The organism is Candidatus Methylomirabilota bacterium, assembly GCA_028870115.1.
Lineage (GTDB): Bacteria > Methylomirabilota > Methylomirabilia > Methylomirabilales > Methylomirabilaceae > Methylomirabilis.
In genome coordinates this window covers 56,907-83,660 of sequence record JAGWQH010000029.1, presented here as the reverse complement: position 1 = coordinate 83,660, position 26,754 = coordinate 56,907, and the positions used below count along the sequence as shown (strand labels likewise).

General features: G+C 59.8%; 28 protein-coding genes, 1 tRNA gene and 1 pseudogene. 8 read left to right on the top strand and 22 right to left on the bottom strand.

Annotated features, from left to right (window positions below; translation table 11 throughout):
* The 17 genes from KGL31_03130 to folE form a co-directional block, all read right to left on the bottom strand.
* Positions 1–228: FAD-dependent oxidoreductase (locus KGL31_03130; protein ID MDE2320899.1), on the bottom strand; the 228-nt coding region annotated here is incomplete at its 3' end.
* 257 nt (positions 229–485) lie between these two features.
* Positions 486–971: a hypothetical protein gene (locus KGL31_03125; protein MDE2320898.1), complete on the bottom strand. Its 486-nt coding sequence runs from the start codon at positions 969–971 to the stop codon at positions 486–488.
* Between the two features lie 119 nt (positions 972–1,090).
* Positions 1,091–3,247, bottom strand: coding sequence for a hypothetical protein (locus KGL31_03120; GenBank protein ID MDE2320897.1), 2,157 nt, complete (start codon positions 3,245–3,247; stop codon positions 1,091–1,093).
* A gap of 91 nt (positions 3,248–3,338) precedes the next feature.
* Complete coding sequence (locus KGL31_03115; GenBank protein MDE2320896.1) at positions 3,339–3,998, bottom strand: hypothetical protein; 660 nt, start codon at positions 3,996–3,998, stop codon at positions 3,339–3,341.
* Positions 3,991–4,563 carry a hypothetical protein gene (locus tag KGL31_03110; protein MDE2320895.1) on the bottom strand — a complete coding sequence of 191 codons (573 nt, stop codon included), beginning with the start codon at positions 4,561–4,563 and terminating at the stop codon, positions 3,991–3,993. Before KGL31_03110 ends, KGL31_03115 begins: the two co-directional genes overlap by 8 nt.
* On the bottom strand, positions 4,560–5,999 hold the full coding sequence (gene pilM, locus KGL31_03105; protein MDE2320894.1) for a pilus assembly protein PilM: 1,440 nt from the start codon (positions 5,997–5,999) through the stop codon (positions 4,560–4,562). The genes KGL31_03110 and pilM overlap by 4 nt, the downstream gene beginning before the upstream one ends.
* A complete protein-coding gene (locus KGL31_03100) occupies positions 5,996–7,123 on the bottom strand; it encodes a general secretion pathway protein GspK (protein ID MDE2320893.1) in 1,128 nt (375 codons plus the stop codon). The genes pilM and KGL31_03100 overlap by 4 nt, the downstream gene beginning before the upstream one ends.
* Positions 7,120–7,899, bottom strand: coding sequence for a prepilin-type N-terminal cleavage/methylation domain-containing protein (locus KGL31_03095; GenBank protein ID MDE2320892.1), 780 nt, complete (start codon positions 7,897–7,899; stop codon positions 7,120–7,122). The genes KGL31_03100 and KGL31_03095 overlap by 4 nt, the downstream gene beginning before the upstream one ends.
* Complete coding sequence (locus tag KGL31_03090; GenBank protein MDE2320891.1) at positions 7,899–8,297, bottom strand: hypothetical protein; 399 nt, start codon at positions 8,295–8,297, stop codon at positions 7,899–7,901. Before KGL31_03090 ends, KGL31_03095 begins: the two co-directional genes overlap by 1 nt.
* 106 nt (positions 8,298–8,403) lie before the next feature.
* Positions 8,404–8,964 carry a GspH/FimT family pseudopilin gene (locus tag KGL31_03085; protein ID MDE2320890.1) on the bottom strand — a complete coding sequence of 187 codons (561 nt, stop codon included), beginning with the start codon at positions 8,962–8,964 and terminating at the stop codon, positions 8,404–8,406.
* A complete protein-coding gene (gene gspG / locus KGL31_03080; GenBank protein ID MDE2320889.1) occupies positions 8,954–9,556 on the bottom strand; it encodes a type II secretion system major pseudopilin GspG in 603 nt (200 codons plus the stop codon). The genes KGL31_03085 and gspG overlap by 11 nt, the downstream gene beginning before the upstream one ends.
* Positions 9,557–9,610: 54 nt before the next feature.
* Complete coding sequence (locus KGL31_03075) at positions 9,611–10,837, bottom strand: type II secretion system F family protein (protein ID MDE2320888.1); 1,227 nt, start codon at positions 10,835–10,837, stop codon at positions 9,611–9,613.
* Positions 10,838–11,028: 191 nt separating this feature from the next.
* Positions 11,029–12,750 (bottom strand): type II secretion system ATPase GspE, encoded by a 1,722-nt coding sequence (gspE, locus tag KGL31_03070; protein MDE2320887.1) that lies wholly within the window; start codon positions 12,748–12,750, stop codon positions 11,029–11,031.
* A gap of 105 nt (positions 12,751–12,855) precedes the next feature.
* Positions 12,856–13,062 carry a zinc ribbon domain-containing protein gene (locus KGL31_03065; protein ID MDE2320886.1) on the bottom strand — a complete coding sequence of 69 codons (207 nt, stop codon included), beginning with the start codon at positions 13,060–13,062 and terminating at the stop codon, positions 12,856–12,858.
* Between the two features lie 20 nt (positions 13,063–13,082).
* Entirely contained in the window at positions 13,083–13,280 is a 198-nt protein-coding gene (locus KGL31_03060; GenBank protein ID MDE2320885.1) for a ubiquitin-like protein Pup, read from the bottom strand.
* 20 nt (positions 13,281–13,300) lie between these two features.
* Complete coding sequence (locus tag KGL31_03055) at positions 13,301–13,807, bottom strand: molybdenum cofactor biosynthesis protein MoaB (protein MDE2320884.1); 507 nt, start codon at positions 13,805–13,807, stop codon at positions 13,301–13,303.
* 153 nt (positions 13,808–13,960) lie between these two features.
* Complete coding sequence (gene folE, locus KGL31_03050; GenBank protein MDE2320883.1) at positions 13,961–14,515, bottom strand: GTP cyclohydrolase I FolE; 555 nt, start codon at positions 14,513–14,515, stop codon at positions 13,961–13,963.
* A 387-nt stretch (positions 14,516–14,902) separates the two neighbouring features.
* On the opposite strand from folE, the gene cofG reads away from it, so the two are divergent.
* From cofG to cofE, 6 genes are read left to right on the top strand one after another with little or no spacing between them, the layout of a single operon-like run.
* Positions 14,903–16,201 (top strand): 7,8-didemethyl-8-hydroxy-5-deazariboflavin synthase CofG, encoded by a 1,299-nt coding sequence (gene cofG, locus KGL31_03045; GenBank protein MDE2320882.1) that lies wholly within the window; start codon positions 14,903–14,905, stop codon positions 16,199–16,201.
* A gap of 35 nt (positions 16,202–16,236) precedes the next feature.
* Positions 16,237–17,529: a 5-amino-6-(D-ribitylamino)uracil--L-tyrosine 4-hydroxyphenyl transferase CofH gene (gene cofH / locus KGL31_03040; GenBank protein ID MDE2320881.1), complete on the top strand. Its 1,293-nt coding sequence runs from the start codon at positions 16,237–16,239 to the stop codon at positions 17,527–17,529.
* A 2-nt stretch (positions 17,530–17,531) separates the two neighbouring features.
* Positions 17,532–18,224, top strand: coding sequence for an NADPH-dependent F420 reductase (npdG, locus tag KGL31_03035; protein ID MDE2320880.1), 693 nt, complete (start codon positions 17,532–17,534; stop codon positions 18,222–18,224).
* Entirely contained in the window at positions 18,221–19,159 is a 939-nt protein-coding gene (locus KGL31_03030) for a 2-phospho-L-lactate transferase (protein MDE2320879.1), read from the top strand. Before npdG ends, KGL31_03030 begins: the two co-directional genes overlap by 4 nt.
* Positions 19,132–19,830, top strand: coding sequence for a 2-phospho-L-lactate guanylyltransferase (cofC, locus tag KGL31_03025; GenBank protein MDE2320878.1), 699 nt, complete (start codon positions 19,132–19,134; stop codon positions 19,828–19,830). Before KGL31_03030 ends, cofC begins: the two co-directional genes overlap by 28 nt.
* Positions 19,772–20,575: a coenzyme F420-0:L-glutamate ligase gene (cofE, locus tag KGL31_03020; GenBank protein ID MDE2320877.1), complete on the top strand. Its 804-nt coding sequence runs from the start codon at positions 19,772–19,774 to the stop codon at positions 20,573–20,575. Before cofC ends, cofE begins: the two co-directional genes overlap by 59 nt.
* Before the next feature lie 14 nt (positions 20,576–20,589).
* Here the strand turns inward: cofE and KGL31_03015 are convergent, their stop codons facing one another.
* The 4 genes from KGL31_03015 to KGL31_03000 form a co-directional block, all read right to left on the bottom strand.
* A complete protein-coding gene (locus KGL31_03015; GenBank protein MDE2320876.1) occupies positions 20,590–21,171 on the bottom strand; it encodes a hypothetical protein in 582 nt (193 codons plus the stop codon).
* The gene (locus KGL31_03010) at positions 21,168–22,418 is read right to left on the bottom strand and encodes a 6-phosphofructokinase (GenBank protein ID MDE2320875.1); all 1,251 of its coding nucleotides are present in this window, start codon (positions 22,416–22,418) and stop codon (positions 21,168–21,170) included. The genes KGL31_03015 and KGL31_03010 overlap by 4 nt, the downstream gene beginning before the upstream one ends.
* 77 nt (positions 22,419–22,495) lie before the next feature.
* Positions 22,496–22,570, bottom strand: a tRNA-Gly gene (locus KGL31_03005).
* Between the two features lie 61 nt (positions 22,571–22,631).
* Positions 22,632–24,146, bottom strand: coding sequence for an HD domain-containing protein (locus tag KGL31_03000; GenBank protein MDE2320874.1), 1,515 nt, complete (start codon positions 24,144–24,146; stop codon positions 22,632–22,634).
* 230 nt (positions 24,147–24,376) lie between these two features.
* Here KGL31_03000 and KGL31_02995 point away from each other — a divergent pair, with 230 nt between their 5' ends.
* The gene (locus KGL31_02995; protein MDE2320873.1) at positions 24,377–24,580 is read left to right on the top strand and encodes a DUF1858 domain-containing protein; all 204 of its coding nucleotides are present in this window, start codon (positions 24,377–24,379) and stop codon (positions 24,578–24,580) included.
* Positions 24,581–24,594: 14 nt separating this feature from the next.
* A pseudogene (cysE, locus tag KGL31_02990) lies at positions 24,595–25,236 on the top strand (serine O-acetyltransferase).
* 156 nt (positions 25,237–25,392) lie between these two features.
* On the opposite strand, the gene KGL31_02985 reads toward cysE, so the two are convergent.
* The gene (locus KGL31_02985) at positions 25,393–26,745 is read right to left on the bottom strand and encodes a DUF1015 domain-containing protein (protein MDE2320872.1); all 1,353 of its coding nucleotides are present in this window, start codon (positions 26,743–26,745) and stop codon (positions 25,393–25,395) included.
* Positions 26,746–26,754: the final 9 nt, after the last annotated feature.

The following is a 26,754-nucleotide window of genomic DNA, read 5'->3' as shown; positions in this document are numbered from 1 at the left end:
GACGACCTTCCCGGTCTCCACGACGGGCAGGCCCTTGTCGCGGCAGAACGCCTTCATCTGCCGGTTACCTTCAATGCAGAAGCGCGCTTTGAGCGTGTCGGGCGTGTAATAGAGGCCGGCGTGCAGCACCCCACTGTTGCGCCCGCTCGCATGCGCCCCCACGCCGGGCTCCTTTTCGAGGATCAGGATCCGGTCAGCCCCCCGTCGGACCAACTCCCGAGCGATCATGAGCCCGGTGATGCCCGCCCCGACCACGAGCACCTGGCAGTCGTTCCTCACGCTCCAACCTCACACCGGTGGAGGCCGGCGCTACCCTTGACCGCGGTCGCGTTGACCGCAACGGTGCGCTCGGGATAGTCCTCACATCGTCGATCAGATGGTAGGTGTCGGTGTTGAGGACCACTTCCGACAATCGGACACAGGTCAGTTGCTACAAACACCGGAGATCTTGACATGCTACTCATACCCTGCGAGGGCGATGAGACCTATTTGATCTTGAGCCCTTTGATCTTAAGCTCTTCCTTCATACGATTGATCGGCGCCTTCACCCAGTCGGCGCAGCCGCCCTTTTCCTCCCGAAGCCACGAATCGCCAAAAGCATCGTATTCGATCCAGAAGACCCGATTGTCAAAAAAGTGGACCCTCAGGATCTCCATTTGTCCCGGCTTTGTACCAGGCACCCAGCGGCCCCACACCTCCTGCTTGAGGTCCAAGGGACCCGGTGAATTGACGAGCTTCGACACCTGTTCCCGCGTCATGTCCGGCGTAAGTGTCTGAAATGCCTGGCGAGTCGGGGTAACTGCTGCCGGTGTTGGCGCTTGCTGCGCAACGGCAGGCGTTGGCGCTTGCTGCGCAGCCGCCGGTGGCGGCACCTGTGGTGCAACAGCCGGTGGCGGCGTTTGTTGCGCGGCCGCCGGGACCGCAACATACAAAACTATTGCCAGCACCAGGACGCTGGTTGATCGAGTCATGATATCCTCCTTCTATCTAAGCAAGATTCACGATTGATAGGATTACTCCTGGGCTTCACCCCCTACCCCGGGCGCAGCAACAGCGCCCCTCCGCAGTTCGCACCCGGTACCTTCACTGGCTACTGGGCGAGCCCGGAGGGTGATGTCTTCGGAAGCGACTTCAGCAGCGGCTCGACCGATTCGATCCGATGCTCGAACTGGTCCGTGAGGGCCTTTCCTTCTTCCGGGCTGCTGATCACATGCGGTGTGACTAGGATCAGCAACTCGGTCTTCGTCATGCTGTCGCTGGTGTTTCGGAAGAGGTAGCCCAGAAGCGGGAGGCGGCTCAAGAACGGGATCCCGGTATGGGTTTTTTCCACCCGGTTCTGAATGATCCCGCCCAGCACCAGCGACTGGCCGTCCTCGATGACGACGGACGTCTTTGATGCCCTCTTGCTGAAGGCGGGTGAACCGGTGGACCCGAAGCTTTCCGACAGGATGTCTGTCTGCTCTGTCTCGATGTCCAGGGTCACAAGCCGCTTCTCATTGATGTGGGGTTTGATGCCAAGCAGGATGCCGATGTCCTTCTGCTGAATCGTCCGGAAGACGCCACCCGGTGTAACTGTAGACTGCGAAACGTTCGTAAGGCTTGATTGCTCATTCGTGATGATTGGCACCTCCGAACCGATCTGGAGCTTGGCTTCTTTATTGTTAGCCGTAAGCAGGTGTGGGGCGGCCAGGATATTCACCTTGGTATACGCGGCCACGTTATTCAAAAATGTCCTGTACTTATCGCCCTGGACGAATGTAAAGGTGAAACCTTGGGCACCATCGATGAACTGACCAGGCGTCGCGCCGATAATACTTTTGAGCCCTGACAGGGCAGGCCCTCCTGGAGCGACCTGCTGGAAGACGAAGGAGCCGGTCTTCACAAACGCTTCCAAGCTGAACTGGAGGCTGTCGGTCAACGTCACCTCAGCCAGCAGCGCTTCGATGATCACCTGCTTGGGGACGATGTCGAGCTTCTTGATCGTCACCTCGATGATTTCGTAGTTGCGCGGAGAGGTCTTAACGATCAGCGCATTGGTCGCCTCATCGGACACGATGGTCACGTCGCCAACCACTTCGCCCGGCGCTGCCTCAGCACCAGGCGGGAGGAGGGCTCCTGGCGCGGAGGCGAAGGTGGCTGCTCCTGGTGGAGGCGACGGCTGGCCAGGAGCCGGGGGCGGGCCAGGGGCGGGTGGAGGTGGAGAAAACGGTGATGATGGCGCGCCAACGCCAGGTCTTGCGGACGGCTGGCCGGGTCGAGCCCCAGGAGCTGCGCCCCGCACGAGGTCTCGGCGGCCGTACAGGGTGTTGAGGGTATTCGCCAGCTCGACGGCCTTGGCATTCTCCACGAAATAGACGAAGATTCGCTGGATATTGTCCCGCTTGGATGGAATGTCCAGGGCCTTGATGGTATCAAGCAGCCTCTTGATGGTTGAGCTAAAGCCGGCGATGATCAGACTGTTGGTCTCTTTGTGCACGACCAGCTTGGCCCCTTTAGCTAGAAACGACTGAAGAATCTTTGCCATCTCTTCAGCGGACAGATGGTCGAGATGGACAATCTGGGTGACATACCGCTCGCGCTCCTCAGCGCGCTCTTTCCCCACTTGCACGTCCTGCGGCTCCTGCTGGGCGACGGCGATCGGGACAATTTTGTAGTACGAACCCTCCTTCACCGCAGCCAGGTTATTCACCTCCAGCACCGATTCCAGAATGGAAAAGACCTCGGTTGATGGCACCCTGGTTGTCGTCCGCATCGTGATGTTCGCCTTGACACCAGGGCCGATGATGAAGTTGATCCCGGTGATGTCGGCAATCGACCGAATGACCAGTTCCAGGTCGGCGTTGTCAAAGTTCAGAGAGACATACTGTGGCCGTCCCGGCTGCACGGTCGGCATCGCGGGAGCGGGACTAGGAGCGGCTTTCGGTGCCTCCGGGAGCGTTGGGGCGCCTTCTTTTGCCCCGATAAGGGATGCCGAACCCGGCATCGGCTCCTCCTTCGGCAACTCCTGTGGCTCCAGCGTCTCTTCTTCTTCGACCTCTTCTTGCTGTTGTTCTTGGCCTTGCGGCACAGGTGCTGTTGCAGCGGCCGCAATCCCAGAAACCGGCGCGGGAGCTTGCGGGGCCGCCTCAATCTTTACGGGCGCCGCCTCGGGCTCCAGACTGGTTCGTCCCAACGCGTTAAACAGGGCACACGCGGGGAAAAAGACCGCGATCGCCAAGATTACAGGACCAGCGCTTCGGGTAGCCAATACTCCCTCCTTCCTTGTATTCGTGGATTCAGGGCCGTAGTAGTAGGGGCGTTACAGCCACTCCTACCCCTCTTGTGGGTATAGGTTAGCGTTACTCCTTGCCCCGTAGCCCTCTCCGCTGCTCGCGCAACTGCTGTCTCTCCTGCCTCCGCCTAAGCAGCTCTGTTTTGTCAGCAGGTTCGCCACTGGAGGAAGGCGGCGACGTGGGCTGAGCCGGCCTGAACGACAGTCCGGCGCCAACAGTCTGACCGGCAACAGGCGCTCCTGTCCGTGCGGGAGGCGCGGCGCCTGACTCAATGGCGGCCTTCAGCATAATCTCTTGCGCCGTATCGCCGCGCTTGAAAAGAATCCGATCTTCCTTGATCTCGGTAATCACCCCTCCTGCCACCCCCTGACCCGTAGAGTAGATATTCGCTTTCCCTTTATCACTCAAGATCGCTCGGCGTTCCTGATCGACCAGGATGGTGCCCACCAGCGTCGGAAGTGGCGGCGGAGGCGCAACAGCAGACGCCTGTGCCGGCATAGGCGGCGGCTGCTTGAATGGATTCTTGTCAAGCAAGACGTCGAACTGGTTGACTGGAGGGCGAGCGCTCTGGCTATAGGCGAGCACCTCCGTGTCTTGCGATGTCATCGCGGTGGAGGAGCTTGGGATCGGAGCAACTGGAGAAACCCACGTCTTCACGACGGCGACGGCAATCAGCACCGCGACGAGACCCAAGGCGAGATTCAACAGCTGTAGCGGTCTACGCACCGGCGCTTTTTTCCTCCAACCCCATGGTGTATCCGCTGACCACCACCGTCACCTGAAGCTCGGCCCCTGGCCTGGGGAAGGAGGCGTTCACCTGAAGCTTGGGGATAATGAGCAGCTTGGACGCGCTCTCGATCCTGTACAGAAAGTCGCGCAGCTTCTTGAGGTCGGCATTCAAGGACAGTTCGACTGAGACCTGCGTGAACCCCTCTGCCTTTTTTGGCGGCTGGATGCTCTCACTCACAATTGTCACGCCGCTCTCGCCCGCTGCTTTGTGCAGCATCGCCTGAAGATCGGCCGCCGCCAGCGTGAGTTTTTCGCCCGGCAGCAGTCGAGCCTGCAGTTGCGTGAAGAACTTTTCGGCTTCAGCGAACTTCCTCTCATACCTCCGTCTGCCCTCCACCACCGTTTGGAAGCGTTCAAGGGCCTGGAGCTTCTCCCGGTGCTCGCTGCGGACCGCCATCTGACGTGAAACGGCAGGAGCGATCACGTAGTTGATCACGAGGAAGGCCACCAGAACGGCGCCGCCAGCCATCAGCGACCAGCGCTCGCGTCCGGAAACCGTCATGGCCGCTTCTCCTTTTTCGCCTCGAGGTGCATCTTAATCTGGAAGTCCTGGCTCTCCGCGCGGCTTGCCACCGGCGAGGTGAACTGCACGTTTTCAAAGACCGGTGACTGCTCCAGAATCGAGATCAGGTCCGAAGCTGAGCCGGTAATGGAGCCGCCCACTCGCGCCTCCCGCCCGTCCACTGAGAAGAGCGTCAGGGTCACGCCTTTAGGCAGGACCTGAACAAGCTCCTTGAGCACATCCAGCTTCCTGACCTCCTCCCGGTCGATCTTATCCAAGGTGGCGATCTTGCTGCGCAGCGACGCCACCTCCCCCTTGAGCTGATCTACTTTGGCCGCCTCCGCTTGTACCCGATTCAGTGTGGCAGTCAGCTCTGCCAGTGCCCGGTGCTCCCGGATCGCGCCGTTCACCAGATACGCGAGGCCCAAGGCCACAACAAGCGCCACAAGCCGAATGGTCACCGCAAGACTGGGGTCGCGGCGAGGGGGAGCCAGCTCTTTGGGGAGCAGGTCGATATCGACCGGAAGCGTGACGAGCCCGTGAAGCGCCAGTCCGACAGCCGCCCCGAGAAAATGGGCCACCTGCGGATCCACGCCGCTGGCCTTGATCCGCTGGAAGGGTTGGAGAAACTCCACCTCAAGACCGGTCCGTTCGGCCAAGTGGTGCAATAGGTCCCCCTCCCCCCTGCCCGCGCCCGGTCCGGCGATGGCAATTCGCCCTGCGTGCTGGCCGCCGTTGGTTTCGAGGTGAGCAAGCAGAGTGGAGATCTCCGGCATCAGCAGGTCGAGCGGTGCGGTTGGGCCCAAGGTCAAGTATCGGGAATATCGAAGGATGCCATTCTTGGCCAGACCCAACTCGGCCTCCCCGTCCCGCAGATCGATCAGGGTCCTCAGAGGCTCCGCGTCGCGCTCCTGGTTGAAGAGGAGAGTGTTGAGCGATGCGAACGCCGAGACACCAAAAGCAGTCGGTTTGATCCCCGCCTCCTCCAGAAAGGCCAGATACCGACTGATCTCCTCTTTCCTGGCGGCGGCCAGCAGGACGATGGCCTTTTCGGCGTCGCGCTCGAGCACCTGGAAGTCGTACTGAACCTCCTCGGGGGGGAACGGGATATATCGCTCAACCTCGTACTCCAGGATCCCCTTCAGTTCCTCCTCGCCTACCGCCGGCATGCTCACTGAGCGCATGGTGACAAGACGCCGCGGCAGGCCGACCGTGACGAACGTCGGGCGTTTGGGCAGCCGAGTCCAAAGCTGGACCAGCTTCTCCGTGAGGACTTTCGGCCTGTCTTGCTCTTCGACCGGCAGTTCTTCAATGCCCCAATCGAGGAGCTGAATCCGCCCAAACGCCTTGCTTAACAAGGCATGGCAGAGCTGGCCGCCTCGGAGGTCGATACCCAGGCCGACCTTCGGCTTCGGGATCAGCTCATCGAGCCTCATGAGGCGGCCTGCCGTGGGTCCAGGCTCCACTGCTTGATCGAGAGCTTCGGCCGGCCAGGCATCCCGTCGTTTCGCAGGATAGCCGCCACGCGAACCGTCAGTCTCGATCCTGTTATCCGCGCAGCCGAGTCTACGGCGAAGTTTTTCGAGCTTACGGTGGCCGTCTGACTAAGCAGCGCGAAAATCTGCTGCGGGTTCGCTGGACCCGGCTGGCCTCCAGGCACCATCGCAAACCCCTGCCGACTGCCCCCGGAGATGGAGGTGATGAGACTGGTGAACTCTGTCGGGTTCTTAAACGGAAGTTGGGTGCGCCGGTCGAGAACGGCCTTGACCTCCGCCGCCGTCAGCCCCAATGTCATCAACACTTCCGGACTGGCTGTGTTGACATTTACCTGACCGGAGCTATAGACTGAAAGGTGTCGCGCTACCCCAAGGTATTCACCTGGCTTGAGATCCCGTTCCCAGGGAAGCTGGGCTCCCAACTCCGCCTGTCGCTGCCTGTTGGTAATGTTACCGTACAGGATCTCCGGGGTCATCCCTTTGACCAGGAGTAGTTCCTCGACAGAGTCGAAATCAGCGTTCTTGGCCCGATATGGAGTGGGAAGCGAGAGGTAGTAGTCGTCCTCAGCGCCGTTTAAGCGATGCAAATTGTCGGCGTCGCGCCAGTCCTGGATCGAATCGACAATGGTGGAGACCAGCTTGTCGTCGGTCACGCCCGAGCTGGAGAACAGCCGACGGAGCATCGCGTCGTATTGGGGGGTAATCTGGCCGTTCAGGGGGAACCTGCTCTCCTCGTCCGTGACTGTTACCCAGTAATGTCCTCCTCCTAAAGCCACATTCTCATAGGCGGCCGGATTGGTGTGCCAATGCTCGTCAAGGGCATCATAGAGTGTAGAGTCGGGCGGAACGTTGCGGTCGGCATTCATGATCTCCGCCGCCGCCCGGTACACGCCTGCCTCAGCTAGATAGTAAGACTCCGCCTCCTCCTTGAAGTTGCCCGCCGCAGCCAGCTCGGTGCGCATCGAAAAGGTGAAGGCCGTGAACACGACGCCCAGAAATGCCAGGATCCACAACACCACGGCCAGCGCCAAGCCGCGCTCATCCCGCACCACACACCTGTTCATAGCGTCCGTCCTACCTGGACCGGAAAGACCAACGGCGGCAGGATCAACTCACGGCCTTCCTGTGATCTCGTCTGTCGAATCGTGAGGGTGATCTCGACAGCTACCGGCAGGCGATCAGAGCCCTTCAATCCGCGCTGCCCAGGGGAAAAGATCGCTGATCCACGAAATGCGGGCTGAAGCGTCTCATCCCGGGAAGGGTCCCAGGAATCGCGCCAGACAGGAGGGAGTTTTTCCTCCGGTTTCCCTTCCGGCACCAAATACCGGAAGCGCGCCAGCGACACCCGCTCGTCAAGCGGTTTGGCTTGATCCTCGATCGGGATCGATGCCGAAGCAGCGAGGGGATAGCTTGCGGTGGCCACCAGCCCCCGGTCAGGCTCGACGGCATAGGTCACGATCCTGATCATGTGGCTGAATGGTTCGGCCCCATAGATCTGCGGAAGGGTGGCAAACTCAAGAGCATCGGACTTGCCGTGAAACACGACGACGTCCTTGTCCTGGTCCTTCACACGCAAGGGATAGATCATCGCCAGATCTCGTACGAGGGTATCGACAAGGGTACGATTGCGCTGATTCTCCTCGGCTCGCGCTTCGCCGGCCTCCCACGACTTGATTCCAATCTGGACCGCGCCCAAAACAGCCACAAAGATCAGGGCGAGAATCGTCATGGAGATCAGGAGCTCGAGCAATGTAAAACCGTGCGTAGCGCGCGGCGCCGCATATCGAGCACGTCGCAGTTCGGACCCCGCAGTCTGCGCTAAGCACCGCTCTTTTTGCATTACAATCGTCCGCCGAATGGTTGGGCCGTCACCGTCTGCCCGAGCTTCTTCTCATCCACCGCCATCCTCAGGGTCTGAAGGTCCACAGATTTCTCTCCACGGCGACTAAGCCAACTGACGCGCACCCGGACACTGTAGAGCCGGCCGGGGAGTTCTTCCTGCTGTTCGAGCGGCTGGATCTCAGAGGCCCAACGGAATCCTCCGCCGAACTCTCCCGAGTCTGCCGAACCCGCCGAGTTTTGCGTTACGGCGATTTCGGCCATCTTCTGCCGAGCCAGCAGGACCGCCTGGGTATAGTCTTCGGACGCCTTCGCTGATCGAACCCCTGTCGCCAGTAACTCCATGGCCAGGGCGAAACCGATGCCGAGGATAGCCAACGCGACGATGACCTCGAGCAACGTGAAACCATGCTCTGACCTCGCACGTCGCGCCCCGTACGCTAAATCCCCCCGTATCCCCCTTTTGTAAAGGGGGGACGGGGGGATTTCACGCCTCGCGCTTACTTCAGGCGTCCGTCGCCGCATGAATGCGAACCAGCCCAACCGATGAATCCACAACAATTCGATATGCTCGCCCCTTCTCGTCAGCAAGGTCAATCGTTCCGCCCGTCGAGCTCCCCTGTGGGAAGAAGGCGATGACGCCCCGCTCATCTGACCGAAGGGGGCCGGTGGCGAGAAGAACGGACTTCAGGCTTACGCCGGGCGGGAGGGATCGGACCCGAGCCTGCCGAATCTGGGCCTGCCAGGGCTGTCCGGGATCTTCGACTGTCTCCACCCGATCGATGCCGCTCAAGCGTCCAATAATCCAGTCGGGTCCCCGAAGCCAATAGCGATTGGTTTGCCGATCAAGCACTACCTCCAATACGTCCTGATACGCGATCGCCTGCGTTCTGGCAAACCGGCACAGAGCAGCGAGATCTCTCGTTGCAGCCTTGAGCTGAGCCTGTCCGAACGAGCGGCCAAAGGCCGGCGCGACCAGTGCCGTCACCAGCGCAAGGATAAACAGCACCACGGTGAGCTCAAGGAGCGTAAATCCACTCGCTCCCCGCGCCGTTCTATTGTTCAACCCGCTCTCCTGTCCGCTTGATACCTGCCCAGCTCACAACATCCTGGTTCTCTCCATCTCCGCCGGCCACGCCGTCACCGCCATAGGAGATGATATCGTAATCGCCATGCTCCCCCGGAGACTTATAAATATAGGGGTGCCCCCAGGAATCCAGCGGGACTTCCTGCTTCTTAAGATAGGGCCCTTCCCAGTGCTCGATCGCGCCAGGATTGACCAGGAGCGCCTTCAACCCTTCTTCGCTGGTCGGATACCGGCCGACGTCGAGGCGAAAGTTATCAAGGGCGGCGCCAAATAGCTCGATCTGAGCCTGAGCCGCCGCCTGTTTTCCCTTCCCTACTCTGCCAAAAAGCTTTGGACCCACAAGGGCAGCCAGCAGGCCGATGATGATGATGACGACCAGCAACTCGATGAGGGTAAAACCAGCCCGCCGCAAGTCCGAGGTTCTGTCGCCGCGGCCGACATTCCAAATCCCCCCATGCCTCCTTTTTGTAAAGGGGGGGTAGGGGGATTTCGCGCTCCGCACCTCTTGCCATGCCTGGATATCTTCAAATCGCTGAATTTCCACGCTCAACTCCTTTGCCCTATACCCCATTTGTACTTCACTTTCGCACCTCGCACACCGCGCGGGCGGATTTGGAATCCGCCCCTACAGCGGAAGCTCATTAATGCTGAATATCGCCAGTAACATTGAGAGCACGATGAAGCCGACAATGAGGCCGAGGCCCAGGATCAGGACCGGCTCCAGCAACGAGGTCAAGCGTTTGACCGTCCGTCGCACACGCTCATCGTAGGTGTCGGCTACCTTGATCAACATCTCTTCCAGTTTTCCAGTCTCTTCTCCGACCCTGGCCATATGGATGGAAAAAGAGGGAAAGGCAGCAGTAGCCCGTAACGGGCCGCTGATTCCTTCGCCCCGCTTCACCCCCTCCTGCAACCTGGACATGGCGGCGGCAATCACCCGATTAGTGACCGTCTCCTTCACGATAGAGACGGCGTTCAGGACGGGAACTCCGCTTTGGAGGAGTGTCCCGAATGTCCGCGCAAAACGGGAGACCTCAATCTCCTGAATCAGGCCGCCCAGCAGCGGTAGCGCCAACTTCCACTGATCCCACTGCATCTTCCCCTGCTCCGTCTGCAGATATGCTCGAAGACCGATCCAGCCCATGGCAATCAGCCCCACCAATACCCACCAGTAGCCGGTCGTGAACGCACTGATCGCTAACAGCATCCTGGTCGGTAGCGGCATGAGCTGCTTGGTGTCGGCAAAGATTTGAGCAAACCGTGGAATCACGAAGTTCATCATCACCACCACAGCGCCGCCACCGACGAGGAGCAGCAGAATCGGATAGATGAGGGCCGACGTGACCTCATCCCGCACCGCCTTTGAGCGCTCCATAAACCCGGCCAGCCGCGAGAGAATCACCTCCAACACGCCGCTCGCTTCCCCTGCCTTGACCATATTGACGTACAGCCGGGAGAAGAGCCGCGGATGTTTGGCCAAACTGTCGGCGAATGGACTTCCCGCCTGGATATCGACCAGAATGCCGCGGAGAATTGATCGGAGCCGCTGGTTGTCGGTCAGGTCCAGGAGAATCGCCAGACTCCGGTCCAACTCCATCCCGGCCTCCAGCAATGTGGCGAGCTGTTGCGTGAAGGCCAGGACATCCTGGGCAGACGGCCCCCTCGCAAGCCGGAACGGGAGCCGAGCAAGGGCCGGCCGTGCCTCCACAGCAACACCCGCCTGTCCGATCTTGATCGGGTAATAGCCGTTGGCCCGAAGCCAGGTCACGACCGCCCGTTCGTCGGCGGCCTCCATGCTCCCCTGAACAAGCTTGGCAGTACGATCAGTGGCGGTATATTGAAACGTTCCCATAGCAGGTGCCGTCTTTATTGACACCGCATTACGCGGTAAGTTTACGACTATAGCAACTACCGATACGCTGTCAACATAAATCGGGCGTGATAAGTTGCGTGAACTCGCCGAAAAACAAAGCAGATAGCGGCTCTCCTATCTGCTTTGTTGATGAAGATTACGTACGATCTCGCATCACAAAGTGACTCTGCTTACGCTTCCTCCTTGGTAACCCGGAGCAGGTCCTCCAGGGTGGTAACGCCTTGCTCAACTTTCAGCCAGCCATCTTCCCACAGGGTCTTCATCCCAAAAGCTATCGCCTTCTGGCGAATTGTGTTGGAGTCGGCCTTCTCCAGAATCAACCGTTGAATCTCTTCGTTGATCACCAAAAACTCATAGATGCCGCTACGACCATGGTATCCGGTAAAGTTACAGGCGGCGCATCCTTTCCCCCGAAACATCTGCAGCGTTCTATCAACCTCGGTCTTAATCCCCATTTTTCGGATCGCAGCCGCATCCAACTGGTACGGCTCCCGACACTCGGGGCAGATGACACGAACCAGGCGTTGAGCCAGGACCGCTACCAGGACGCTGGAGACCAGGTAGTTTTCGATGCCCATGTCCAGGAGCCGGGTGATGGCGCCGGGCGCATCGTTCGTGTGCAGCGTGCTGAATACCAGGTGCCCGGTCAGCGCCGAATGGATGGCGATGTCGGCGGTCTCCGCATCGCGGATCTCTCCGACCATGATGATGTCAGGATCCTGACGGACAATGGAGCGCAGGCCACTGGCGAAGGTCAGGCCGATCTTCGACTTGACATGGATCTGGTTGACCCCCTGGAGCTGGTACTCCACCGGGTCCTCGATGGTGATGATCTTCTTATCGGCCGAATTGATCTCGCTCAGCGCCGTATAGAGGGTCGTCGTCTTGCCGCTCCCCGTCGGGCCGGTTACAAGGATCATACCATGCGGCTTTCTGATAAGTCGCTGGAATTGCACACGAATATCTTCAGGCATGCCCATATCCCCCAGGCTCAAGAGGAGGCTGCTGCGATCCAGGATTCGCATCACCACGCTCTCACCGTGCAGAGTGGGAATCGTGGAAACCCGGAGGTCCAGGTCCTTACCCAGGATCTGGAGCCTGATTCGGCCGTCCTGTGGAAGCCGTCGCTCGGCGATATTCATCTTAGCCATGATCTTGACACGGGAGATCACGGCCCGTTGCAGCCGTTTGGGAGGAGACTCTTGATCCAGCAGCACCCCATCTACCCGGTAGCGGATTCGAAGTGTATCCTCGAACGGCTCGATGTGGATATCGCTGGCGCGAGCCTCGATCGCTCGAGTAATGAGGTGATTCACGAGTTGGATAACAGGGGCCTCGGAGGCCAGGTCCCGCAAGTGATCGACATCTTCGCGATCCTCGCCGGACGCCCCGCCCTCCTCCTCGCCGTACTCCTTGACGATCTTCTCGATCGTTGTCTGACCATCACCATACGACTGATCGATCGCTTCGAGAATCTCCCGCTCCTGGGCCAGACAGACTGTGACAGCAAGACCGGTGCTCAGCCGAAGGTCGTCCAGCGTATACGGATCAGTCAGGTCGCTCATGGCGACAGTCAACACGCCGTCTTTGATCTCAATAGGGAAGACCTTGTGTTCCCGAAGGTATCTGAGTGAAAGGCGGTCCCGGATCGGCGCCGGTGTAATCGAGAGAGAGGCGAGTGAGAGGTAGGGAAGGGTAAACTGCTTCGCGAGGGCCTTTACAATGTCCTCTTCCGAGACATATCCAAGCTCTACGAGGGTCTCGCCCAGTCGCTTGCCGATTTCCCGCTGGTGGCTCAGCCCGCGCTGGAGCTGATCCCGGGTGATGGAACCCTCCCGGATCAGTATTTCGCCAATCGGTTCGCGTAACCTGGGACCTTGTCCACTCACCATCGAGCGATCAGTCCTCCTTGTCAATGCGCGTCCAACAGCTAATAGTCAGGATATTCCCGCTGCCCTCACTTTACCTCGGACACGCCGAGGTTAGCCGGCGCAGGCTCACCCGCCTGGCGCGCAACCCCCGCCCCCGCCTCCCGTCACCCCGGAGCCGACACCCCCCTGCTCCCCTTTGAAGCTGAAGGCGGAAAACTGCTTCTCCACAGCCGCACCTGGGCAGTGTGGACATTCCACTACAACATCACGGCTCAGGACGAGTTTTTCGAATACCCGGCCGCAATTCGAACAAAGATACTCATAAATAGGCATACCGACACTGCCCTCCGGGGTTATTCTCCGCCGCGCTGAACGTAGCTTTTCACGAACTCCTCGGCGTTTTCCTCGAGGACCTCGTCGATCTCATCCATCAGTTTATCAAGGTCCTCCTTAAGCTTCTTCCCCTTTTTTACGGTCTCGGGATTCGGCTCAGCCGCCTCAGGTGGGCCACCGCCGGCCTCGCGCTTTTGCTTCCGTTCCTGCTCCGCCATGTCTCACTCCTTCTGCCGTCTCACCGAGCCGCCTGCCAGACGAGGTGTTGCGCTTCCGGTATCAGGAGTTTCGTCAGGGCGAGACGGACAGCATGCTCTGAACCCGGCAGACACACAATCACCTTTCCTTTCGCCATCCCGCAGAGCGCGCGGCTCATCAGGGCGGCGCTCCCGACCTCCTGGAAGCTCAGACTCCTGAACAGCTCGCCAAAACCGGGCAGCACCTTATCCAGTACCGGGCTGATCGCTTCAATCGTATGATCCTTCTTGCCGAGCCCGGTCCCTCCGGTCATGACGATCAGATCAACCTCCTCTTCACACAGCTTCTTCACGACCTCCCGCAGGCCTTTCGGATCGTTCTTCAGGATCATCGAGGCGACCTGACAGTGACCGGCTTCATTGAAGAGCGATTCAATGAGTCGGCCTGAGTGGTCGTCTTCCGACTTGCGGCTATCGGTGATGCTGAGCCTCACGTATCGGATCGGCCCGATCTTCTTCGCCTCTATATGGTGATCGTGAACACCCATGGGTTCCTCGATGAGTTGTGGGCTCCATCCCGCCTAGAATAGTTCACTTCTCATTTATAATAACGGAATACGCAATTCCGGTCAATGCGGGGCAGCCTCGACGAGTCACGTTCCGCAATCGTATTCTCTTGCTCCTGGATGCAATCAGTTCCTTTATGTTGCGTGCGACCGGATCAACTGCATGAACTCGTTTCGACTCTCGATCCGCTCGCGGAAGATCCCGTGCATTGAGGAGGTCACGGCCTTGCAGTTTTGCTTCTCCACGCCGCGCATCATCATACAAAGGTGATAGGCTTCCATGACAACGGCTACCCCACGGGGTCGCAACGCCTCTAAGAGTGCATTGGCGATCTGTGAGGTCAGGCGCTCCTGTACCTGGAGCCGACGACTGTACATCTCCACCAACCGAACCAGCTTACTCAACCCGACGATCCTGCCATCCGGGAGATAGCCGACGTGGCATTTGCCGAAAAAGGGGAGCAGATGATGCTCGCACAGCGAGAAGAAATCGATATCCCTGACCAGGACGATCTCGTCATAGTTGTCCTGGAAGACAGCTTCGTTCAGGACCTCGTCAACTCGTTTGTCGTACCCTGACGTGAGAAACGCGTACATCCGCTCTACCCGTTCGGGGGTCTTGACCAATCCTTCCCGATCAGGATCCTCACCGATCTCTTTCAACAGATCTCTGACCAATCGTTCGATCATACTTCTATTCCTCATTGCAACAGCATCATTCCGACAGTTCCCTCTCACCCCAGCCCTCCCCCCAAAAGGGGCGATGGACACCAAAAAAGACTCCTCTCCCTCACCGGGGGAGAGGATACAGGTGAGGGGGATGTGGTACCGACGAGCATTCCCAGGGGCACACTATCGCCGCATGGGATACCAGTCCACACTGAACTGTAATCCGTTGCCACTTCCTATGAAATTCTAAATGAGCATACCGAGATGTGCAAGAAAAACCTCCTGTGTGCAAACGGGCAAGGTGCGGTCGGTCGGGATCGCCATTGACGACGGTCTGTCCCCGATGCTATAAGGTCCGCGTTCGGTCTTCCCCGCGAGCGTATACCGCTTTAAGAATGGAGTAACGCCATGACGTCGCCCGAAGACGTCCAGACGCTGATGCAGGGTTTACCGACGGCCGGGCCGACCACTCTCCCGAACACCGATCCGAGCCTGTTGGAGCGCTTGGACCGGCAGCCGTCGCCAGAAGAGACCAGTGCAGCCATTCAGACCGGGCTCGATCAGGTGTACGGCGGCCGACCGCTCACTCGCCAACAGGCCGCCCTGTTGCTCCATGCTGAAGGACGCCACCTGCGGCGTCTTCTGGAACTTGCCTCCGCCATTCGCGATCGCGGCAAGGGTCGGACGGTCACCTTCTCAAAAAAGGTCTTCATCCCGCTGACCCGCCTCTGCCGCGATCGGTGCGGCTATTGTGCCTTCCGTCGCGATCCTGGCGATCCAGGTGACGGCTTCATGACGCCGGATGAGGTTCTGGCGATCGCCGCGGCCGGGGCCGCCCTCGGGTGCAAAGAAGCGCTCTTCAGCCTTGGCGAGAGGCCCGAAACGGCCTTCCCAGAGGCGAGACGGGCACTGGCTGACCGCGGACATCGCAGTTCGATCGAGTACCTGGCGCGGATGTGTGAGCGGATAGTGGCGGAGACAGGCCTTCTGCCCCATGTCAATCCCGGAACCATGAACATCGACGAGATGACGATGCTGAGAGACACAACAGTCAGTATGGGTCTGATGTTAGAGTCGGTGAGCACGCGGCTCCTACAGCCCGGCGGGCCGCACCACTCCTCGCCTGACAAACATCCCCTGCGTCGGCTCAGAACCATCGAGAGTGCAGGGCGGCTGCAGATCGCCTTTACCACCGGGATCCTGATCGGCATCGGCGAGAGCCTTGAGGATCGGATCGATGCCCTGTTGGCTATCAAGGCGCTGCACCGGAGATTCGGCCATATCCAGGAGGTCATCGTCCAGAATTTCCGCGCGAAGCCCTTCACCCCAATGCAAGACTATCCCCAGCCTACGCTCGTTGATCTGCTCCGGACCGTAGCTGTGGCGCGCCTGATTTTAGGCCCGGACATGAACCTTCAGGCGCCGCCGAATCTGAACCAGGACGCCTATCCTTTGCTGCTCTTATCGGGAATCAATGACTGGGGCGGTATTTCGCCCCTCACGCAGGACCATATCAACCCCGAGGCGCCTTGGCCCGAGATTGAAGCGCTGCGCGATGCGACGTCGACCCTCGGGTTTCGCCTGCAAGAGCGGCTTCCGATCTATCCCGAGTACATCGTTCGCAAAGATGGGTTCATCCCCGCGCCATTAGTCTCCAGGATTATGGCGCTGGTAGATGAGGCGGGATACCCCATAGAGCAGGGTTGAAGGTAGAAGGTAAAGAAAAGCGGGGAGGAGAAAGTGTGGAGAGGCTTGACCAGTTACTTGCCCGGATCGAGCCGGATGTCGCACGCCTGTTAGAGGGACTGCTTGAGGGGCGAGAGCTCTCCTGTGAGGGGGGATTACGCCTCGCACAAACGCAGGGGCTGGAGTTGCGCGCGCTGGTTACGGCGGCCGATGAGATGCGACGGCGTCAGGTAGGAGAGGTCGTCACCTACGTGATCAACCGGAACATCAACTTCACCAACGTGTGCATCAAGCATTGTACGTTCTGTGCCTTCAGTCGAGGCTTCCGCGAAGAGCAGGCCTACTTCCTGTCCCTCGAGGAGGTGGCACGGAGGGCCGAGGAGGCCTGGGCGCTGGGGGCCACTGAGGTCTGCGTGCAAGCCGGTCTGCCCCCAAAACTGGATGGCCAATTTTACATCGAACTGTGTCGCGCCATCAGGCGGGCGGCGCCTCGGATCCACATCCACGCCTTCTCACCAGAGGAGATCCTGTACGGTTCCAGACAATCCGGCATCCCCATCCCGCAGTATCTGCTGGCGCTGAAGGAGGCCGGTCTTGGCACACTTCCCGGGACCTCGGCGGAAATCCTGGACGATGAAATCCGCGACATCATTTCCAGCGGTCGAATCTCCACTCGCCAGTGGATCGAGGTGGTGACTACGGCTCACGCCCTCGGCATCCCGACCAGCGCGACGATGATGTACGCTCACATCGAGCAGCCGATCCATTGGGTCAGGCATATGGCGCTACTGCGTGACATTCAGAAAGAGACAGGCGGGTTTACCGAATTCGTGCCGCTCTCCCTGGTTTATCATGAGGCGCCGATCTACCGTCGCCGGCTGGTGAAGGGGCTACGCCAGGGGGCTACCGGCGCCGATGGACTAAAGGTGCATGCGCTGGCGCGCCTGATGCTGGGCGCCACGTTCAACCACATCCAATCGTCCTGGGTCAAGGAGGGCCCGAAGTTCGCTCAATACCTGCTGACGGCAGGGGCCAATGATCTCGGCGGCACCCTGATCAACGAAAGTATTTCTACGTCCGCGGGCGCGCCTCACGGTGAGTTTATGCCGCCTGCCGCGCTGCGCCGTCTGATCCGCGAGCTTGGGCGCGTTCCTGCCCAGCGAAGCACCACCTACGGGCTCCTTCGACTCTGCAACAGCCCTGACGAAGAAGAGGACCCGCTGGACTGCATCGACGACCCGGAGGCGCGTTTCGGCTCGTACCAGACACTTACCGCCTCTCATGGGTTCCAGTACGATAATGCGACTTCCAGCCGGGAATACGCGGTTGACGAGCACAAAAGGCAATAGCCGTGAAGATCGCCATCCTTGGGGGAACTGGACGAGAGGGATCGGGGCTGGCGCTGCGCTGGGGCGCAGCCGGCGAGGAGATCATCATCGGATCAAGAGATGTCGGACGGGCAGCCGGCGTAGCAAAGCGTCTGAACCGACTGCTCCGCGGGACCGCTGCCATCCATGGCGCCTCGAATCTACAGGCCGCCTTCGAAGCGGATGTCGCGGTCTTGACAGTTCCCTACGCCGCACATCTTGCCGTATTGACGGAGGTCAAGGAGGCGTTGCGAGGCAAACTCCTGATCGATACCACCGTCCCGTTCGATCTCAAGACGCACGAACGGCTGGTCCCGGACCATCACGGCTCCGCTCTTCAGGAGGCGCAGGAGCTTCTGGGCCCAAGCGTGATGGTGGTGGTGGCCTTCCAGAATATCGGCTTTGACCTGCTGAAAGACGTGGGGAAGGCCATCGACTGCGATGTCCTGGTGTGCGGAGATGATCCCCACGCGAGACACCGCACCGTCCTGTTGGCGGCAAAGGCCGGTCTGCGCGCCGTCGATGCGGGCTCATCGCGGCATGCCGGAACCGTAGAGAGACTGACTTCACTGCTCATAGATTTGAAGCGCCGCTACAAGACCAAGGAGACGGGAATCAGGATCACCGGTCTGCCTATGTGTGGTGCGCAGGCTGCCCTTCCGGAGGATAGGCCATGATTCTCGCTCTGGCCGGCGGAGTGGGCGCTTCAAAGCTGCTCTACGGGGTCGCGCAGATGATGGACCCCTCCGACCTCACCGTCATTGTCAATACGGCGGATGACCTGACCCTGCATGGCCTTACGATCTGCCCGGACCTGGATACCGTAACCTACACTCTGGCCGGTGTGGCCGATCAGGAAAGAGGATGGGGGATCGAGGGGGATACGTTCAATGCCCTGGACTGGCTTGACCGCTACGGTCGGGAGTGCTGGTTCAACCTGGGAGATCGGGATCTGGCCACCCATCTACACCGGAGCGCCCTACTGAAAGAAGGACTCACCCTCACCGACGTCGCCGACCTCATCAGACGTGCGCTTACTGTCCGGGCTACAGTTCTGCCGATGTCGAATGAGCCGGTTTCGACGATTGTGCTCACCGACTACGGACCGCAACCATTCCAGGCGTACCTCGTCCGTGACGGGGCCAGCCGCACTGTGAGGGGAGTAGTGTTCGAAGGGATCGATGGGTCGCAACCTGCGCCGGGCGTGCTTGAGGCGATCGAGGCGGCCGACGGGATTATCGTTTGTCCCAGCAACCCGATTATCAGCATCGGACCGATCCTGGCCGTCCCAGGTATCCGCGAAGCGTTAAAAGCCACGCGGGCACCCATTGTCGCGATCAGCCCGCTGGTATGTGGCCGGTCCCTGAAGGGTCCCACCGACAAGTTCCTGGCCGGCCTCGGCCATGAGGTGTCGGCCCTGTCGGTGGCCCGCCTCTATCACGACTTTCTCGACCTGCTCATTATCGATCGCCTTGACACCGACCTGCTCCCAGCCATCGAGGCGCTGCCGCTCAGGGCGAGAGCAACCGAGACGGTCATGAATAACCTCGATCGGAAGATCGCCTTAGCGAAAGAAACACTTTCTTGTCTAGCCTCTTTGGCCGCCTTATAACGCCGATGCTTATCGCTGTGATCCCGGTCAAGGAGTTCTCTCAAGGCAAGACGCGACTCGCAACGCTACTCTCAACCGAGGAGCGATACCTCCTCTGCAAGACAATGCTTGAAGATGTCCTGGCCGTTGTGGCCGCCTCTCCCCTGTTTGATCGCGTGCTGGTCATCACGTCGGATACCGAGGCCGCTGCATTTGCTCAGCAGTACGGTGCCGACGTCATCAGCGAGGTACAGCAGGTCAGGCAGAGTCGGTCGGTGGAGGCTGCCGCTGCGTGTTGCCGCGAGATCGGAGTTGAGGCGATGCTGACCGTCCCGCTTGATGTCCCCCGGATCACGGCCAATGATCTTAACCGGATCGTGGAGCAAGGACCCGTGCCCAGAGGGATCGTGCTGGTACCGTCACGTGATGCCTTCGGGACCAACGCCTTACTCGCCCGGCCGCCCGATGCGATTCCTTTTCGCTTCGGGTACGACAGCTTCCGCGCTCACCGCGACGAGGCCGAGGCCAAGGGTCTGCCATGCGAGATCTGCGAACTCCCCAACCTCGCGCTGGACATCGACGAGATCGAGGATCTTCGATGCTTCCTTGCGCAACCGGGCCGGACCAGGACGGATGCGCTGCTGCATCGGCTTGGCATCGGCGGGAGAGTTGGAGTTGGGACGGGCGCCTGAACTGACGCTGATCGGCCTGACCGGCATCCCGGAGATTCAGGCCGGCGATGATCTGGCCGCGTTGATCGTCGAGGCGGCGACGAGGCTGGACCTTACGTTCCAACCGAACGACATCCTGGTCGTGACGCAGAAGGTCATCTCCAAGATCGAGGGCCGGGTAGTGCTCCTTCGCGACGTCACGCCCTCGCCGGCTTCTCTGAGTTGGGCCGCGTACCTCAATAAGGACCCGCGCCTGATCGAGCTGATTCTCGGAGAGGCCAGACGGATCGTCCGGATGGACCACGGACTCCTCATCGCTGAAACCAGACACGGCTTCATCTGCGCCAATGCGGGAGTTGATCGGTCCAATCTCCCAGGCGAGGAGTCTGCGTCGCTGCTGCCGCTCGACCCCGACCGCTCAGCCGACGTAATCCGACATCGGATCCTGGCCCTCTGCGAAGCCGATGTGGCAATAGTCATCTCCGATACCTTTGGCCGCCCATGGCGCGATGGGTTGACTAACGTGGCCATCGGGGTCAGCGGCCTGATACCGCTTCTAGATTATCGCGAGACGACCGATGACTTTGGTCGGCCTCTCAAGGCGACACGCACGGCCATCGCCGATGAACTGGCGGGCGCGGCGGAGTTGGTGATGGGCAAGACCGAGCGTATTCCCGTAGTCCTGATTCGTGGCTATCGATACGTAAGCGGGGAGGGACGAGCGTCGATGCTGCTTCGCCCGTCCGAGCGGGATCTGTTCAGATAGTATACCGTCCGTTCCTATTGCGGCGCAGGAGCGGTCTGTCCTTCCAGCGTAAGCTTCCGCAACTCGGATTCGGCCTGCGCCCGTGCCTTGCGGGCCTCACTTCTGACGGATTCCTTCGCACTCAGTTCGCCAAACAGCCGCTCCCGCGTCGAGGTAAAGCTCCGATTGACATTGGTATTGAAGGTGTCGACGATTAGAGCTTTGATGGTGGTAATCTCGCGATCGGATTTCACTTCTATCGCCTTCGTTCCCGCCACCTTCGCCTGATACTGCGTCTTCTCTGCGAGCAGGCTGACCGTCTCTCCAGACGTCCTGGCGCTCAACAGGTGCGCGCCCTTTTCCTGTGTCGCAGACCTGGCGAGTTTCGCCTCATCCTTGGCCTGCGCCAGATAGTTCAGGGCCAGCGAGAACTCCTCCGGCGCATAGATCTCCGCCTCGAAGTCTCTTGCCTCCTGGATCGCTTTTTCCGCCTCCTCCAGCGCCTTCACAAAGACGAGCTCTTGCGCATCAGCAGCGGCGCTCCAGAGCGTAAACGGAATCAGCGCGACGATCACGGCCACAATCAGGCCCCGAACGGTTCGTCCGTTCTCTCTCATTGTAATGACCCTTTCGTTCGCTCGCCGAGATACCCAAATCGGTTCGCGAATGCAGTCGGCTCCAGGTGGCCGCCATGCGCCAGCGCCTCGATCTGCCCCGACGTCTCAAAGTCCTGAGGCTCCAGGCGGATCATATAGGCCCGAAGTGTCTGGTACGACTCGGAGTTGATATCCACGTAACGGACACGGATCTTCCCTGTCCGTTGATCCAGCATTTCCTGAAACGGGATCGGGACCATCTTCCCTCCCTGGATGGTTACCATGGCGTCCGTCTGACCGTTCAACAGGAAACGGGTGGCCCAATAGCCAAGACTGCGACAATACTGGATATCTAGCGCGCCGGGTGGAGCGCAGCGAAGCTCATAGCCGACGTCCTTGGCTACGATCGTGACATCGACACCTCGCGCCCGAAGGCTTTCGGCCACACGCTCTTTCAGCACTCGCCCCAGCACAAGCTCCGAAAGGCGGACATTCCCATAGCCGTCCCGTTCAACCGAGCCGAAATCGGTGGGATCCAATTTATCGGCCAGTCCTTCGCTCAGAATGGCCACACCATGCCCCTTCCCCGACACGCGCCGCTTGATCACCGCTCCTTCCAGGATATCAACCAGCGTCTGAAGGGGGATCTTCGGCTCCGGAAACTCCTCTCCGATGATCGTGAGTGTGGCGCCTGCGGAGCCTCCGATACCGAGCGCCAGATGGCCGGCCCGACGACCCATCACGGTAATAAAGAACCACCGGTCCGTTGTTTCCGCGTCATCCATCAGGTTCTTCACGATATCCTTGCCCAGGTTGCAGGCCGTCGTAAAGCCAAACGTCGTCACCTCCTGCGGGAGCGGAAGATCGTTGTCGATCGTCTTCGGCACATGCGCAAGGGCGACCCGCCCCTTCACTACCTCCGACAGCCGATACGCCGCAAAGGCGGTATCATCCCCCCCGATCGTCAACAGGCATGACACGTCCAGTCTATCAAGCGCCTCGACCACATTCCGAAGCGTCTCCGGGGATTTGGTCGGATTTGTCCTGGACGTCCGAAGGATGGACCCTCCCTCGAAATGGATCCGGGATACCCCATCGATTTCGAGCTCCATCACACGGCTCGTATCGCCTCGCGCAAGCCACTTGAACCCATCATAGAAGCCGAGAACACGCACCCCATGATTACGCGCCTCTATGGTCGCCGCCGCAATCACGCCGTTGATGCCCGGCGCGGGGCCACCTCCGACCAGCATGGCAAGCGTTTTCATGCGATCCCTTCTGGATGAGAAAATCGTTCTCGGTGGTTAGCGATCAGCCATGAGTATCTTGTGGGTGCCTGATGGAATGGAGCGGGAGACGGGACTCGAACCCGCGACGTTCAGCTTGGGAAGCTGACATTCTGCCACTGAATTACTCCCGCGCCTTCTTCTGTCTAACAAAAGCGTTCACGCTTGTCAATGGCTTTCGATGCGCGACCGGCGTCAAGCGGGCGTCGTCTCGAAGAACTGCTGCCACGATTCCAGATGCTCCTCGGTATAGGCCAGAGCCTCCGGGCGGCTGTTGATGACCCCCGTTGCCTGAGCCTCCTGCAGACGATCAAGCACAAATCCAAGGAAAGGGCCTGGCACGATGCCGAACAGATCGATCAGATCGCCTCCCCGCAAAAGGGGCTCGGCCCGGCTCGCCAGAAACTTGGTTCTGTAGAACCGGAACGCATCGCGCAGGAATAGCTGATGCCGGTGAAACTCCTGAGTCTCCTCACCGATAGTGGCTCGCAGGTCCGCCCACGAGTGCAACAGCACAAGAGGAGCTGCATCACCCGCTTCCCTGAAGAAACGATACTGCGCCCTGGCGGTAACAGTTGTTGCGCTTGAGAGACGGATCGGCCGCAGATGATGTTCCTCGATACCGGCGACGAGATTACTCGCCAGCCGACCCAGTCGAAGGCGGTCGCACAGGCGTGCGAGGATCGGCATGCCGGCCTGCTCGTGCCCAAGGAACCGGACTCGGCCATCCGGTTGGACGCTTCGGGTCTCCGGCTTGCCGACATCGTGTAAGAGGGCCAGCAGCTTGAGGATGGCGATTTCGGTGACGCCCGCCTCGATCTCCCGGTCAAGCCGCTCGCGTAACCAGGGGGCGTCTTCCGGAAAGAGCCGTCCAAGGTCCGTGAGCAGCAGTTCGACGGACCACAGTGTTTGAAGCGAGTGTTCCCAGAGTGGCAGACGATGCGGCTTGCTCGCCGGAACTGACTTGAGCGCCTCGACTTCCGGGACTAGCAGTTTCAGAAGCTGCAGGACGTCGAGCCGCTCGATCCAAGGCACTGCAGGGGACGTATCAAGGATCCTGAACAGCTCGTCGCGCAGACGCTCTCCGGCTACCGTCTCGAGAAGTGATGCGCGCTCGATGATCCACCGTCCGGTAGCGTCCTCGATGGTGAAGCCTAGCTCTGCAGCCAGACGGACTGCCCTGATCAAGCGGAGCGGATCACGATCGAGCGCCGATGGGGCAATAGCCCGCAGGCGCTTTGCCCTCAGATCATTTAATCCATCCGTCGGATCGATTAAAGATAGGGGATTGGGGGACAGGGGTTGGAGGGCAGAGGTGTCGACGCGCACAGCCAGGGCATTAATCGTAAAGTCACGCGCGGCCAAATCGTCTTCGATCGTCTTGCCCTTCGGCCGGTTGATGTCGATCTGGACGATCCCTTCCGCAGATCGGATGATGACCCGAACCGTCTCCGGGTCAAGGCGAACGAGGCTGCCTTGTAGGGCTTCGACCAGATCGCGACCCAATCGTTCCGGTTCCCCCCAGATCACCACATCAAGGTCGGCGCGTCTCGTCCTGCCGCGACCAAGCAGAAGATCACGCACGTACCCGCCAACCAGATACAGGGGGCCTGCCCTGCCGGAAGCCGCAACCGCTTCCATAGCCCGAAGGTACGGGTCGCGTTCCAGTTCGTTCAAACCGAATTCCGAACTCTGCAATCTGTCATCCATTAGGAAAGAGGTATCGGCAGGCTACCGAACCTCCGGCTGGAAGTCAACAGCAATCGCCTACGAGAAAAATTCCCTTGCCATGACCGATTCGGGCCTTATATGATAGAATTACGGTAAAATTGAGGAATCGCTCACGTTACCATCGTGCATAAGTGGCCGGCCTGCTGTGCGTGATCGTACCCGGACAGGTACGAGGCAGATCAGCGGTTTCTCTGAAAGGAGGCAGGTTGATGAGGATCACCGCAGAGATGAAGATTGACAATGTGGTGCGCCAATATCCGGAAACCGTCCAGGTCTTTAACCGCTACGGCGTCGCCTGCATGGGATGCTCTGCGGCTGAGTACGACAATATCGCTGTCAGCGCCCAGGTCCACGGCGTTAACCTTGACCAGCTCCTGCGGGAGTTGAACGAGACCGTGGCGATCCGCAACTGAATCGCGAATATCGCGTGTTCACAACACTCAAACGAGACATCCGAGCAGCTCTTGACCGGGATCCAGCGGCTCGCAGCGCCCTGGAGGTTTTCGTGTGCTATCCTGGCCTGCATGCCCTGTACTTCCATCGCGTCGCGCACTGGTTCTGGAACCGCAATCTGAAAATCCTCGGCCGCTTCATTTCGCATATAGGCCGATTCCTGACCGGGATTGAAATCCATCCTGGCGCGAGGCTCGGCCAGGGCCTCTTTATCGACCACGGCATCGGGGTTGTCATCGGCGAGACCAGTGAGATTGGCAAAGATGTCACCATCTATCAGGGCGTAACACTGGGCGGCACCAGTCTGGAGAAAAAGAAGCGCCATCCCACGATCGGCAATGGCGTCGTGATCGGCGCGGGCGCGACAATCCTCGGATCGATCAAGGTGGGAGACAATAGCCGTATCGGCTCAGGCTCCGTGGTGGTAAAGGAGGTCCCGCCGAACTCGCTTGTGGTGGGCGTACCGGGGCAGGTCATCTATCGTGACGGCAAGCGGGTCTCTCAGACAATCGATCTGGAGATGACTGATATGCCGGATCCTGCCGCAAAGGCGATCCGGTGCGTCCTGGAGCGCCTGCAGGAGCTGGAAAAGGAAGTTGAAACCCTCAAGAAAGAACTGACACCCCCCTCCCGTCCCTACGCGCACTCCCAGCGATACCAAGCTCTGCGAAACAACCTCGACTAAGCCATCCTCTTTCAGTGGTCAGCTATCGGTTTTTAGCCACAACGATCTACCTGCCTGACGGCCGATGGCTGCACGCTTCTCAGCAGCCTATACCTCGACCACCTCATCAGATAACAGGGGATGGATGACTAGGCCGGTAAGGAGCTTGGGATAGAAAAAGGTTGACTTAGGCGGCATCCGTAGGCCGGTCTCGGCCACCGCCTGGACTTCGGCGATTTTAGTCGGATTGAGCAAGATGGCCGCTGCCGCCTCTTCTTTCTGGACCATCCGGACGACCTCCGCGGCATCATGATGATAACTGAGTCCATCGTCCGGAAGATCACCCAGCCCATGCCGGGACCATGGCCCCTCGATCAAAAGCGCATGAACGATGGCGACATCCAGTCGCCTGTAGACGGGTGGCTTGTCATTCCCGGCCTCCAGGGCTCGTTCATCAGCGAGCGTCAGGAGGTATGCGCGCCCCTCTCCACCGTATAGGCTGAAACAATGCGTCCCCCCATTGGTCTGCCGCAGATGGCCCAGCAGAGCCGAAGCGGCCGCCTCAGGATCACGGGGGACAGCCAGCCTCTCGACGGTAAATTGTGAGGTAAGCTGGGCCAGATAACCGTCCAGACTGCCGCCCGGAAGGTGCCTGAGCAGCCGATGGATCGGAAGAATGACCAGGCCGGGGTCTTCGGCGCTGACCAGCGTCATCATAACGTAGTTGTAAGGCCGTCTCTGCGTGTCGGCGGGATCACCCTTCTCCTTCGCCCGCATGAGATCGCGGTAGGTCAGCGCCGTCTCATACCGATGATGACCGTCCGCGATAAAGAGCGGCGTTGTTGCACATTCCGCCTGAAGTCTGCCGATTGCTGCACGATCCTGACATATCCAGACCCGATGGTGGATGCCGTCCCAATCACACAGGTCAATGATCGGTGTGGATTCCCGGGCGGCAGCCGCCAGTCGATCCAGTTCGAGAAAGCGACCGGGGTAGATGCCAAAGACAGAGCTTAAGTTCGCGTGGCAGGCCTGCATCAGACGAAGTCGGTCCGCCTTGGCCGCCCCCATTGTTCGTTCATGAGGGAAGACCGTACGACCGCCGAACTCTTCCAGGCGAACCAGTCCGATCAGTCCGCATCGCACGAGTTCTCCGGCCCCGGGAAGCTGAAAGGTCTGTTGGTAGAGGTACAACGCGGGTACTGGATCACGAACCAGCACCTGCTCGGCTTGCCATTGGCGAAAGTAGTCTCCCGCGCGACTGTATTGGTTCCGTACCGCGTCGTCTTCCGCCAGCGTCTCACCCAGAATCAGGCGGATCACGTTGTGCGTGTGGCGGGCGTAAAAGGCTTGCTGCCCTTCCGGTGAAATGACATCGTAGGGCGGAGCCATCACCAGGCTCAGGTCTGTTACGAACTCAGGATTGTACCGTAATCCCCTGAAGGGCGCGATGACAGTCATTGTCCTTCC

Coding starts and splice junctions, on each gene's coding strand:
- KGL31_03125 (MDE2320898.1), bottom strand. CDS start 971: ATGACTCGATCAACCAGCGTCCTGGTGCTGGCAATAGTTTTGTATGTT.
- KGL31_03110 (MDE2320895.1), bottom strand. CDS start 4,563: ATGACGGTTTCCGGACGCGAGCGCTGGTCGCTGATGGCTGGCGGCGCC.
- pilM (MDE2320894.1), bottom strand. CDS start 5,999: ATGAGGCTCGATGAGCTGATCCCGAAGCCGAAGGTCGGCCTGGGTATC.
- KGL31_03100 (MDE2320893.1), bottom strand. CDS start 7,123: ATGAACAGGTGTGTGGTGCGGGATGAGCGCGGCTTGGCGCTGGCCGTG.
- KGL31_03095 (MDE2320892.1), bottom strand. CDS start 7,899: ATGCAAAAAGAGCGGTGCTTAGCGCAGACTGCGGGGTCCGAACTGCGA.
- gspG (MDE2320889.1), bottom strand. CDS start 9,556: ATGGGGTATAGGGCAAAGGAGTTGAGCGTGGAAATTCAGCGATTTGAA.
- KGL31_03075 (MDE2320888.1), bottom strand. CDS start 10,837: ATGGGAACGTTTCAATATACCGCCACTGATCGTACTGCCAAGCTTGTT.
- gspE (MDE2320887.1), bottom strand. CDS start 12,750: ATGGTGAGTGGACAAGGTCCCAGGTTACGCGAACCGATTGGCGAAATA.
- KGL31_03065 (MDE2320886.1), bottom strand. CDS start 13,062: ATGCCTATTTATGAGTATCTTTGTTCGAATTGCGGCCGGGTATTCGAA.
- KGL31_03060 (MDE2320885.1), bottom strand. CDS start 13,280: ATGGCGGAGCAGGAACGGAAGCAAAAGCGCGAGGCCGGCGGTGGCCCA.
- KGL31_03055 (MDE2320884.1), bottom strand. CDS start 13,807: ATGGGTGTTCACGATCACCATATAGAGGCGAAGAAGATCGGGCCGATC.
- folE (MDE2320883.1), bottom strand. CDS start 14,515: ATGATCGAACGATTGGTCAGAGATCTGTTGAAAGAGATCGGTGAGGAT.
- cofG (MDE2320882.1), top strand. CDS start 14,903: ATGACGTCGCCCGAAGACGTCCAGACGCTGATGCAGGGTTTACCGACG.
- KGL31_03030 (MDE2320879.1), top strand. CDS start 18,221: ATGATTCTCGCTCTGGCCGGCGGAGTGGGCGCTTCAAAGCTGCTCTAC.
- cofE (MDE2320877.1), top strand. CDS start 19,772: ATGCGCTGCTGCATCGGCTTGGCATCGGCGGGAGAGTTGGAGTTGGGA.
- KGL31_03015 (MDE2320876.1), bottom strand. CDS start 21,171: ATGAGAGAGAACGGACGAACCGTTCGGGGCCTGATTGTGGCCGTGATC.
- KGL31_03010 (MDE2320875.1), bottom strand. CDS start 22,418: ATGAAAACGCTTGCCATGCTGGTCGGAGGTGGCCCCGCGCCGGGCATC.
- KGL31_03000 (MDE2320874.1), bottom strand. CDS start 24,146: ATGGATGACAGATTGCAGAGTTCGGAATTCGGTTTGAACGAACTGGAA.
- KGL31_02995 (MDE2320873.1), top strand. CDS start 24,377: ATGAGGATCACCGCAGAGATGAAGATTGACAATGTGGTGCGCCAATAT.
- KGL31_02985 (MDE2320872.1), bottom strand. CDS start 26,745: ATGACTGTCATCGCGCCCTTCAGGGGATTACGGTACAATCCTGAGTTC.